9 protein-coding genes are annotated in these 11795 nt (G+C 71.1%); all 9 read left to right on the forward strand.

The window, feature by feature from the left end; genetic code table 11:
- Positions 1-3 precede the first annotated feature (3 nt).
- The gene (nuoL, locus tag OG294_RS23095) at positions 4-1899 is read left to right on the forward strand and encodes an NADH-quinone oxidoreductase subunit L (protein ID WP_327068438.1); all 1896 of its coding nucleotides are present in this window, start codon (positions 4-6) and stop codon (positions 1897-1899) included.
- Between the two features lie 28 nt (positions 1900-1927).
- Positions 1928-3559: an NADH-quinone oxidoreductase subunit M gene (locus OG294_RS23100; RefSeq protein WP_327068439.1), complete on the forward strand. Its 1632-nt coding sequence runs from the start codon at positions 1928-1930 to the stop codon at positions 3557-3559.
- A gap of 17 nt (positions 3560-3576) precedes the next feature.
- Positions 3577-5196 (forward strand): NADH-quinone oxidoreductase subunit NuoN, encoded by a 1620-nt coding sequence (nuoN, locus tag OG294_RS23105; RefSeq protein ID WP_327071634.1) that lies wholly within the window; start codon positions 3577-3579, stop codon positions 5194-5196.
- Between the two features lie 188 nt (positions 5197-5384).
- Positions 5385-6395, forward strand: a complete 1011-nt coding sequence (locus OG294_RS23110; RefSeq protein WP_327068440.1) for a polyprenyl synthetase family protein — start codon at positions 5385-5387, stop codon at positions 6393-6395.
- Between the two features lie 67 nt (positions 6396-6462).
- A complete protein-coding gene (locus OG294_RS23115; protein ID WP_327071635.1) occupies positions 6463-7122 on the forward strand; it encodes a response regulator transcription factor in 660 nt (219 codons plus the stop codon).
- A 322-nt stretch (positions 7123-7444) separates the two neighbouring features.
- A complete protein-coding gene (locus OG294_RS23120; RefSeq protein WP_327071636.1) occupies positions 7445-9304 on the forward strand; it encodes a 2-oxoacid:acceptor oxidoreductase subunit alpha in 1860 nt (619 codons plus the stop codon).
- Positions 9291-10364 (forward strand): 2-oxoacid:ferredoxin oxidoreductase subunit beta, encoded by a 1074-nt coding sequence (locus OG294_RS23125; RefSeq protein ID WP_327068441.1) that lies wholly within the window; start codon positions 9291-9293, stop codon positions 10362-10364. The genes OG294_RS23120 and OG294_RS23125 overlap by 14 nt, the downstream gene beginning before the upstream one ends.
- A gap of 74 nt (positions 10365-10438) precedes the next feature.
- A complete protein-coding gene (locus OG294_RS23130) occupies positions 10439-11332 on the forward strand; it encodes an RNA polymerase sigma-70 factor (RefSeq protein ID WP_327068442.1) in 894 nt (297 codons plus the stop codon).
- A gap of 100 nt (positions 11333-11432) precedes the next feature.
- Positions 11433-11768, forward strand: a complete 336-nt coding sequence (locus OG294_RS23135; protein ID WP_327068443.1) for a hypothetical protein — start codon at positions 11433-11435, stop codon at positions 11766-11768.
- Positions 11769-11795: the final 27 nt, after the last annotated feature.

Here is an 11795-nt window from a genome sequence, read left to right on the forward strand (position 1 = left end):
TAAGTGAACTCTCTCATTCCGCTGCTCGTGGCGGCCCCGCTGCTCGGTGCTGCCGTGCTGCTGCTCGGCGGCCGTGCCCTGGACCGCTTCGGCCACTGGCTGGGCACCTTCGCCGCGCTGCTCTCCTTCGTCTTCGGACTGGTCCTCTTCTTCCAGATGCTCGGTCGCCCGACCGACCAACGAGCCGTCAGCGAGCACCTGTTCAGCTGGATCCCGGTGGCCGGCTTCCAGGCCGACGTCTCCTTCCAGCTCGACCAGCTCTCGATCACCTTCGTGCTGCTGATCACCGGCGTCGGCACCCTGATCCACCTCTACTCGGTGGGCTACATGGCGCAGGACGAGCGCCGGCGCCGGTTCTTCGGCTACCTCAACCTCTTCCTGGCCGCCATGCTGCTGCTCGTGCTGGCGGACAACTACCTGCTGCTGTACGTCGGGTGGGAGGGCGTCGGGCTCGCCTCGTACCTGCTGATCGGCTTCTGGCAGCACAAGCCGAGCGCGGCCACCGCCGCCAAGAAGGCGTTCATCGTCAACCGGGTCGGCGACGTCGGCCTGTCGATCGCGATCATGCTGATGTTCACCCAGTTCGGCAGCTTCGCCTTCGGCCCGGTCTTCGCCACCGCGCACGAGGCGAGCCAGGGCAGGCTGACCGCGATCGGCCTGATGCTGCTGCTCGCGGCCTGCGGCAAGTCGGCCCAGGTGCCGCTGCAGAGCTGGCTCGGCGACGCGATGGAGGGCCCGACCCCGGTCTCCGCCCTGATCCACGCGGCCACCATGGTGACCGCCGGCGTCTACCTGATCACCCGCTCGAGCGCGATCTTCGACCTGGCGCCGGACGCGCAGCTCGCGGTCGTCTGCGTCGGGGCGGTGACGCTGATCTTCGGTGCGATCGTCGGTTGCGCCAAGGACGACATCAAGAAGGCGCTGGCCGGCTCGACCATGTCGCAGATCGGCTACATGATCCTGGCCGCGGGCCTGGGTCCGATCGGCTACGTCTTCGCGATCATGCACCTGGTCACCCACGGCTTCTTCAAGGCCGGGCTCTTCCTCGGCGCCGGGTCGGTCATGCACGGCATGAACGACGAGGTGAACATGCGTCACTACGGCGGCCTGCGCAAGTACCTGCCGATCACCTTCGTCACCTTCGGGCTCGGCTACCTGGCGATCATCGGCTTCCCGGGGCTGTCCGGCTTCTTCTCCAAGGACAAGATCATCGAGGCCGCCTTCGCCAAGGGCGGCACCGAGGGCTGGATCCTGGGCGCGGTCACCCTGATCGGCGCCGCGGTCACCGCGTTCTACATGACCCGGGTGATGATCCTGACCTTCTTCGGCGAGAAGCGCTGGCAGCCGGACGCGGAGGGCCACGAGCCGCACCCGCACGAGTCGCCACGGACGATGACCATCCCGATGATCGTGCTGGCCTTCGGTTCGGTCTTCGCGGGCGGCCTGTTCAGCGTCAACAGCTCCTTCCTGCACTGGCTGGAGCCGGTCACCGGGCACAGCGAGGGCCACTCGCCGCTGCCCTCGATCGCGATCACCCTGCTCACCACCGCCTGCATGCTGGCCGGCGTGGGGCTGGCCTACCTGGTCTACGGCCGCACCCCGGTGCCGGTCGTCGCGCCGGTCGGCTCCGCCCTCACCCGCGCGGCCCGCCGCGACCTGCTCCAGGACGACTTCAACCACGCCGTCCTGGTCCGCCCCGGCTCCGCGCTGACCGCCGCGCTGGTCTTCTTCGACAGCAAGGGACTCGACGGCGTCGTCAACGGCCTGGCCGCCACCATCGGGGGCGTCTCCAGCCGGCTGCGCCGGGTGCAGAACGGCTACGTCCGCTCCTACGCCCTGTCCATGTTCGGCGGCACGCTGGTGCTGGTCGCCACCACCCTCCTGATGAGGTCCGTATGACTATGACGCATCGTCAGGAGGCCCGCGCATGAGCTTCCTGCTGACCACGACGTGTGCCGTTCCGGCCGTCGGGGCGGTCCTCACCGCCGCGCTGCCGGCCGGCACCAGCGACACCCGCCGGCGCACCACCAAGATCACGGCGCTCGCCTTCTCCGCCGTCACCCTCGCGCTCGCCGCCCTGGTGGCGAGCGACTTCAAGAGCGGCGGCCCGCGCTACCAGCTCACCGAGTCGCACAGCTGGATCCGCGCCTTCGGGATCAGCTTCTCGCTCGGCGTGGACGGCATCGGCGCCGTGCTGGTGCTGCTCACCGCGGTGCTGGTGCCCTTCGTCATGCTGGCCTCCTGGCACGACGCGGACCCCGCGCCCACCCCCGAGGGCAACTCCGACCCCAACACCTTCGAGGGGCGCCGCCGCACCCAGGGCTTCTTCGCCCTGATCCTGGCGGTCGAGGCGATGGTGATCGTCTCCTTCCTGGCCACCGACGTCTTCCTGTTCTACGTCTTCTTCGAAGCCATGCTGATCCCGATGTACTTCCTGATCGGCGGCTTCGGCGACCGGGCGGGCGGCCCCGAGGCGGCCCGTCAGCGCTCGTACGCGGCGGTCAAGTTCCTGCTGTACAACCTGCTCGGCGGCCTGGTCATGCTGGCCGCCGTGATCGGCCTCTACGTGGTCGCGCAGAACCAGGGGCAGGGCACCTTCGACCTGCAGACGCTGACCTCCTCGATCGCGGACGGCAAGCTGGTCATCGACCCGACCGCCCAGCGCGCGCTCTTCCTCGGCTTCTTCTTCGCCTTCGCCGTCAAGGCCCCGCTGTGGCCGCTGCACACCTGGCTGCCGAACGCGATGGGCGAGTCCACCGCCGGCACCGCCGTGCTGATCACCGCGGTGGTCGACAAGGTCGGCACCTTCGCGATGCTCCGGTTCTGCCTGGGCCTGTTCCCGGACGCCTCCAAGTTCTTCGCGCCCGCGATCCTGGTGCTCGCCGTCGTCGGCATCATCTACGGCGCGCTGCTGGCGGTGGGTCAGAAGGACATCAAGCGGCTGGTCGCCTACGCCTCGATCTCGCACTTCGGCTTCATCATCCTGGGCATCTTCGCGATGACCAGCCAGGGCCAGAGCGGCGCCACCCTCTACATGGTCAACCACGGGATCTCCACCGCGCTGCTGATGCTGGTGGCCGGCTTCCTGATCTCGCGCCGCGGCTCGCGCCTGATCGCCGACTTCGGCGGCGTGCAGAAGGTCGCCCCGGTGCTGGCCGGCACCTTCCTGGTCGGCGGCCTGGCCACCCTCTCGCTGCCCGGACTCGCGCCGTTCGTCAGCGAGTTCCTGGTCCTGGTCGGCACCTTCACCCGCTACCCGGTGCTGGCGATCATCGCGACCCTGGGCATCGTGCTGGCCGCGCTCTACGTGCTGGTGCTCTACCAGCGCACCATGACCGGGCCGGTGAAGGCGAGCGTCAGCGGCATGGCCGACCTGAAGGCGCGCGAGGTGCTGGTGGCCGCGCCGCTGATCGCGCTGACCCTGGTCCTCGGCGTCTACCCCAAGCCGCTCACCGACCTGGTGAACCCGGCGGTGGCCGACACCCTCTCCCAGGTCCACCGGACCGACCCGGCCCCGGCCCACCCGGTGGCCATCCCTGCCGGAGGTGAGCAGCAGTGACTGTCCACAGCTTGTGGATGGCGGCGGCCGGTGGCAACACACCGAGCATCCCCGCCCCGCACATCGAGTACGGCCAGCTCTCCCCGATGCTGGTGGTCTTCGGCGGTGCCGTGGCGGGCATCCTGGTGGAGGCGTTCGTGCCGCGCCGGTTCCGCTACGTCACCCAGGTGACGCTGGCGTTGGCCGGGCTCGCCGGAGCCTTCGTCGCGGTGCTGGTGCTGGCCGCCCAGGGCTACGGCACCACCAGGAGCGGCCTGCTGGCGATGGGTTCGGTGGCGCTGGACGGCCCCGCGCTCTTCCTGCAGGGCGTGATCCTGCTGGCCGCCGTGCTCGCCGTGCTCCTCTACGCCGAGCGCCGCCTGGACCCGCGCCCCGAGGGCGTGCCGGTCGACCCCTTCGTCGCCCAGGCCTCGGCGACCCCCGGCAGCGAGCAGGAGAGGCAGGCCACCCGGGCCGGCTTCGCGGCCACCGAGGTCTACCCGCTGACCCTCTTCGCGGTCGGTGGCATGCTGCTCTTCCCGGCCGCCAACGACCTGCTGACCATGTTCGTGGCGCTGGAGGTCTTCTCCTTCCCGCTCTACCTGCTCTGCGCGCTGGCCCGCCGGCGCCGGCTGCTCTCCCAGGAGGCGGCCGTCAAGTACTTCCTGCTGGGCTCCTTCGCCTCGGCCTTCTTCCTGTTCGGCAGCGCGCTGCTCTACGGGTACGCGGGCACCTTCCGGCTCCCGGAGATCGCCGACGTCATCTCCGGCAACGCCCCGGTCACCCCGGCGCTGGCGGTCACCACGCACAACGACGCGCTGCTGCTGATCGGCCTGGCGATGGTCGGGGTCGGCCTGCTCTTCAAGGTCGGCGCGGTGCCGTTCCACGCCTGGACCCCGGACGTCTACCAGGGCGCCCCGACCCCGGTCACCGGCTTCATGGCCGCGGCGACCAAGGTGGCCGCCTTCGGCGCGCTGCTGCGGCTGTTCTACGTGGCCTTCCCCGGACTGCGCTGGGACTGGCGCCCGGTGATGTGGGGTGTGGCGATCCTCACCATGATCGTCGGCGCGATCCTGGCGGTGACCCAGCAGGACGTGAAGCGACTGCTGGCGTACTCCTCGATCGCGCACGCCGGCTTCATCCTGACCGGCGTGATCGCCACCAACCGGCAGGGCCTGGGCGCGGTGCTCTTCTACCTGCTGGCGTACTCCTTCGTCACGCTGGGCGCCTTCGCGGTGGTCACCCTGGTGCGCGACTCCAAGGGCGAGGCCACCCACCTGTCCAGCTGGGCCGGGCTCGGGCGCCGCTCGCCGCTGCTCGCCGCGGTCTTCGCGCTCTTCCTGCTCTCCTTCGCCGGCATCCCGCTGACCAGCGGATTCACCGGTAAGTTCGCGGTCTTCCAGGCCGCGGCGGCGGGCGGGGCGACCCCGCTGGTGATCGTCGGTGTGCTCAGTTCGGCGGTCGCCGCGTTCTTCTACATCCGGGTGATCGTGCTGATGTTCTTCTCCGACCCGCAGCCCAATGGCCCGGCGGTGGCGATCCCCAGCGTCTTCACCACGATGGCGATCTCGCTCGGCGTGATCGTCACGCTCGGCCTCGGGCTGCTGCCGCAGTACTTCCTGGACCTCGCGTCCAGGGCGGCGCTGTTCGCCCGCTGAGCCGCCCCGCGAGGCGGTACCGATGACAGGCCGGGTCCGGGGCGCACACCCCGGACCCGGCGCGATCTTCGCCGCGCTACCCGCACGCCCGTACAGTGATCCACTCGTGACCGGATACGCTGCTGGGGATGGCAGCGGCCGCAACAGGGACCGGACCGCATGATCGACCGGCGACAGGAGTGGTCTTCGTGACCGTCGTGGAACCCTTCGGGCTCAGCGTGCAGGACCGCGATCTGAACCGTGACGTCCAGGCGGGGCTGCAGGCGGTGGAGGCCGCGATGGCCGAGGCCGTCAAGAGCGAGCTCCCCCTGGTCCAGGTCACCGCGAGCCACCTGATCAAGGCCGGCGGCAAGCGCTTCCGCCCGCTGCTGGTGATGCTGGCCGCCCAGTTCGGCGATCCGTACGCGCCCGGCGTGGTGCCGGCCGCCGTGGTCGTGGAGCTGACCCACCTGGCCACGCTGTACCACGACGACGTGATGGACGAGGCCCCGGTGCGCCGCGGCGTGCCCACCGTGAACGCCCGCTGGGACAACTCGGTGGCCATCCTCACCGGCGACTTCCTCTTCTCCCGCGCCTCCCAGGTGCTCTCGGAGCTGGGCACCGAGGCGGTGCGGATCCAGGCCGACGCCTTCGAGCGCCTGGTGACCGGTCAGATCCTGGAGACCGCGGGCCCCGGCCCCGGCGACGACCCGCTGGACCACTACCTCGAGGTGCTGGCCGGCAAGACCGGCGCGCTGATCGCCGTCTCCGGGCGCTTCGGCTCGCTGATGGCCGGTGCCGAGCCCTGGGTGGTGGAGATCCTCACCCAGTACGGCGAGAAGATGGGCATCGCCTTCCAGCTCGCCGACGACGTGCTCGACATCGCCAGCGACGGCCACGAGTCCGGCAAGACCCCCGGCACCGACCTGCGCGAGGGCGTGCCCACCCTGCCGGTGCTGCTGCTGCAGTCGATGCCGCTGGACGAGAGCGACCCGGAGGACGCCCGGCTGCGCGAGCTGCTCGAGCAGGACCTGACGGACGATCAGCTGCACGCCGAGGCGCTGCGCCTGCTGCGCCGCCACCCCGCGCTGGAGCGGGCCCGCCGCGAGACCCTGCGCTACGCCGAGGAGGCCCGCGCGCTGCTCGACCCGCTGCCCGAGGGCCCGGCCAAGGCGGCCCTGCAGGGGCTCTGCGACGCCGTCGCGATCCGTACCATGTGAGGCGTGGCGCCACCGAGCGCCATGCGGCACCACAGGGCACCACATCGCGGGGGAGAAGCATCACATGCTGCGCGTCGTCATCGCCGAGGACTCGGTCCTGCTCCGGGAGGGCCTGACCCGGCTGCTCACCGACCGCGGTCTCGAGGTGGTCGCCGGGGTCGGGGACGGCGCGGCGCTGCTCAAGGCGGTGCACGACCTGGCCGAGGCCGGCGCGCTGCCCGACGTGGTGGTGGCCGACGTGCGGATGCCGCCCACCCACACCGACGAGGGCGTGCGGGCCTGCGTGACGCTGCGCGGCCTCTACCCGGGGCTCGGGGTGCTGGTGCTCTCCCAGTACGTGGAGGAGCAGTACGCCTCCGAGCTGCTGGCCGGCTCCACCCGCGGGGTCGGCTACCTGCTCAAGGACCGGGTCGCCGAGGTGCGCGAGTTCGTGGACGCGGTGGTCCGGGTGGCCGGCGGCGGCACCGCGCTGGACCCGGAGGTGGTCCAGCAGCTGCTCAGCCGCAGCCGCAAGGGTGACGTGCTGAGCCGGCTGACCCCGCGCGAGCGCGAGGTGCTCGCGCTGATGGCCGAAGGGCGGACCAACGCGGCGGTGGCCAAGACGCTGGTGATCTCCGACGGCGCGGTGGAGAAGCACGTCAGCAACATCTTCCTGAAGCTGGGCCTGGCGCAGAGCCCCGAGGACCACCGCCGGGTGCTCGCGGTGCTCACCTACCTGAATTCCTGACGCCGCCCTGACGCCGCACTGCCGTCCACCTGAATTCCTGACGCCGCCGTGACACCGCGCTGACCCCGCGGTTCCTGGGCGCTGACGCGGAAATACTCAAGGGAATGCCTTTGCTGTAGTTACATCCCAGCGAATCACCATCCGCATAGGATTCGATCGGTGCACCAGGCGGACGGGGCACACGGCTCACGCCCGCGGCTGGTACCCCTGAGGGAGGTTCGCGGCAGTGACCAGCGAGGTCGATCAGGTAGCAGCAGTAGGGGGCAGTCCGAGCGACCCACCAGGTCGGCCGGACGCGGCGGCGCCCCGGCGGCCCAAGCCCATTCGTCGGGTCGACCGGGTGATCATCCGCTTCGCGGGGGACTCGGGCGACGGGATGCAGCTCACCGGTGACCGGTTCACCTCGGAGACCGCCTCCTTCGGCAACGATCTGTCCACTCTGCCCAACTTTCCCGCCGAGATCCGGGCGCCCCAGGGCACCCTGCCCGGGGTCTCCAGCTTCCAACTGCACTTCGCCGACCACGACATCCTCACCCCCGGCGACGCGCCGAACGTGCTGGTGGCGATGAACCCGGCGGCCCTGAAGGCCAATCTGCCCGACCTGCCGCACGGTGCCGAGATCATCGTGGACACCGACGAGTTCACCAAGCGGGCGCTGGCCAAGGTCGGCTACGCGGCCGACCCGCTGGGCGACGGCTCGCTGGACGCCTTCCACCTGCACAAGGTGCCGCTGACCACGCTGACGCTGGAGGCGCTCAAGGAGAGCGGGCTGGCCCGCAAGGACGCCGAGCGGGCCAAGAACATGTTCGCGCTCGGTCTGCTCTCCTGGATGTACCACCGCCCCACCCACGGCACCGAGAGCTTCCTGCGGACCAAGTTCGCCAAGAAGCCCGCCATCGCCGAGGCCAACATCACGGCCTTCAAGGCGGGGTGGAACTTCGGTGAGACCACCGAGGACTTCGCGGTCTCCTACGAGGTGGCCCCGGCCAAGCTGCCCGCCGGCACCTACCGCAACATCTCCGGCAACCTGGCGCTGGCCTACGGCCTGATCGCCGCCGGGCAGCGCTCGGGCCTGCCGCTCTTCCTGGGCTCCTACCCGATCACGCCGGCCTCCGACATCCTGCACGAGCTCTCCAAGCACAAGAACTTCGGCGTGCGCACCTTCCAGGCCGAGGACGAGATCGCGGGCATCGGGGCCGCGCTGGGCGCGGCCTTCGGCGGCGCGCTGGGCGTGACCACCACCTCGGGCCCCGGTGTGGCGCTCAAGTCGGAGACGATCGGCCTGGCCGTCTCGCTCGAACTGCCGCTGCTGGTGGTGGACATCCAGCGCGGCGGCCCCTCCACCGGGCTGCCCACCAAGACCGAGCAGGCCGACCTGCTGCAGGCGATGTTCGGGCGCAACGGCGAGGCGCCGGTGCCGATCGTGGCGCCGGCCACCCCGGCCGAGTGCTTCACCGCCGCGCTGGAGGCTGCCCGGATCGCGGTCACCTACCGCACCCCGGTCTTCCTGCTCTCGGACGGCTACCTGGCCAACGGCTCGGAGCCCTGGCGGATCCCGGCCGTCCGTGAACTGCCCGCGATCGAACCGGACTTCGCGAGCGGCCCGAACACCCCCGAGGGCGAGTTCTGGCCCTACAAGCGCGACCCGCAGACCCTCGCCCGGCCCTGGGCGGTGCCCGGCACGGCCGGTCTGGAGCACCGGATCGGCGGCATCGAGAAGCAGGACGGCACCGGCAACATCTCCTACGACCCGGCCAACCACGACCTGATGGTCCGCACCCGGCAGGCCAGGATCGACGGCATCACGGTGCCCCCGATCGAGGTCGACGACCCGGACGGCAAGGCGCGGGTGCTGGTGATCGGCTGGGGCTCGACGTACGGGCCGATCACCGCGGCGGTGCGCCGCCTGCGCGCCGACGGCGGTCACATCGCCCAGGCGCACCTGCGCAACCTCAACCCCTTCCCGGCCAACCTGGGCGCCGTGCTGGGCAGTTACGACAAGGTCATCGTGCCCGAGATGAACCTCGGCCAACTCGCCCTGCTGCTGCGGGCCAAGTACCTGGTGGACGCCCAGTCCTACAACCAGGTGCGCGGACTGCCCTTCAAGGCGGCGCAGTTGGCGGACGTGCTGTGGGCGGCGATCGGAACGCTGGACGGGAGCGACGACGATGAGTGCCACTGACAATCGGGGCTTCCCCTCGCTGAAGCTGGTGCCCAAGGCCGATGCGCCGCAGAGCGCCAAGGAGTTCAAGACCGACCAGGAGGTGCGCTGGTGCCCCGGGTGCGGGGACTACGCGATCCTGGCGGCCGTGCAGTCCTTCATGCCGGAGCTCGGCATCCGCCGGGAGAACACCGTCTTCGTCTCCGGGATCGGCTGCTCCTCGCGGTTCCCGTACTACATGAACACCTATGGCGTGCACTCGATCCACGGCCGCGCCCCGGCGATCGCCACCGGACTCGCCGCCTCGCGCCAGGACCTGAGCGTCTGGGTGGTCACCGGCGACGGCGACGCGCTCTCGATCGGCGGCAACCACCTGATCCACGCGCTGCGCCGCAACGTCAACCTGAAGATCCTGCTCTTCAACAACCGGATCTACGGGCTGACGAAGGGTCAGTACTCGCCCACCAGCGAGGTCGGCAAGATCACCAAGTCCACGCCGATGGGCTCGCTGGACGCGCCGTTCAACCCGCTCTCGCTCGCGCTCGGCGCCGAGGCCACCTTCGTGGCGCGCACCATCGACTCCGACCGCAAGCACCTGACCTCGGTGCTGCGGGCGGCGGCCGAGCACCAGGGCACCGCGCTGGTGGAGATCTACCAGAACTGCAACATCTTCAACGACGGTGCCTTCGAGGTGCTCAAGGACCCGGCCACCGCCGAGCGGGCGCTGGTCCGCCTGGAGCACGGGCAGCCGATCACCTTCGCCGGGCAGGGCGTCTTCCGCGACCGGGCCACCGGCGAGCTGACCGTCGCCGAGCTCACCGAGGCCAACCAGGCCGAGGTGCTGGTCCACGACGCGCACGCGGCCAGCCCGGTGACGGCCTTCGCGCTCACCCGCCTCGCCGACAACACGGGACATGGGCAAGAGGGCCTGCACCACACGCCGATCGGCGTGCTGCGCGATGTCGAGCGCCCGGTCTACGACACGCTGATGGCCGACCAGCTGGAGACCGCCGTCGAGCAGCGCGGGGCCGGCGACCTGGCCGCCCTGCTGGCCGGCAAGGACACCTGGACGGTGGCCTGAGCCACCCCGCTCCCGGCGGTTCTCCCGCCCCCCGGTCCTTGCCGGGGGGCGGGAGCCGCTGGCAGCCTGGGTGGGTGATCGAATCCCGCGCTGACGACCCCTTCCTCGACAACCGGCGGCTGCTGTTCGCCACCGCCTACCGGCTGTTGGGCAGCGTGGCCGACGCCGAGGACATCCTGCAGGACGCCTGGCTCAAGTGGGCCGCGGTGGACCAGGCCGCCGTCGAGCACCCCAAGGCCTACCTGGTGCGGACCGTCAGCAACCTGGCGCTCAACAAGCTCACCTCGGCCCAGGCCCGCCGCGAGTCCTACGTCGGCCCCTGGCTGCCCGAGCCGCTGCTGACCGCGCCGGACGCCGCCGAGTTCGCCGAGGTCGCGGACTCCGTCTCGCTCGCGATGCTGGTGGTGCTGGAGTCGCTCAGCCCGCTGGAGCGCGCCGTCTTCGTGCTGCGCGAGGTCTTCGACTACTCCAACGCCGAGATCGCCCAGGCGCTGGAGAAGTCGGAGGCGGCCGTGCGGCAGACCGCGCACCGCGCCAAGGAGCACGTGGCCGCCCGGCAACCGCGCTTCGAGACCGACCCGGGCCGGCGCCGCGAGGCGACCGAGCGCTTCATGGCGGCCTGCGCCACCGGCGACGCGGCCCGGGTGATGGAGCTCCTGGCCCCCGAGGTGACCGCCTGGTCGGACGGCGGCGGCGTGGTGCGCGCCGCCCGCCGCCCGCTGCACGGGCCGGACCACGTGGCCCGCTGGCTGCTCGGCGTGCTGGCCAAGCCCGAGATGGTGGGCGTGCTGGCCGAACCGGCCTGGATCAACGGCGAACCGGCGATGCTCTTCACCAAGGACGGCGCCCCGATCGGCAGCCTCACCGTGGAGATCCGCGACGGCCTGCTCCACGAGCTGCGCGCCCAGGTCAACCCGGCGAAGCTGCACGGCCTGAGCGGCCCGGCTCCCTGGGAGCGGGTGGGCTAGGGCTGTCCGGCAAGATCCGCCGGACAGGCCCTTGCTTGGGCCTGTCCGGAGCGGGGCGTAGCCTCTGCGGCAGGCGAAATCGCGTCCTTCGGGGGGAATCGTGCCGAGTGTCCTTGTCTACTTTCTGATCCTCGTCTCGTTGGCGCTGGCCCTGCGGGCGTCGCGGGCGACCAGGGCCGCGAAGCAGGCGGCGGCCTCGGCGGCGCAGGCGCAGCGGCTGGTGGCCGAACTGACGGCGGCAGCGACGCCCGCGCCGGTGTCGCTCGGCAAGCCGCGGACGCCCGGGCGGGCCGAGCTGCGCGCCGTCCTCTACACCGATCTGGTGCAGGTGCTCGGCCGCCGGGCGGCAGCGGAGCTGTCGTCCCGGCCGGCGCCGGTGGATGCGGTGCCCGCGCCGGTCGACGCGGTGCCCTGGTCCGCGCGCTCCTGGTCATGACCGGCCTGCCATGACCGACCTGGTCAT

It is taken from the genome of Kitasatospora sp. NBC_01302, from assembly GCF_035976515.1.
In the GTDB taxonomy this organism is placed as follows: Bacteria; Actinomycetota; Actinomycetes; order Streptomycetales; family Streptomycetaceae; genus Kitasatospora.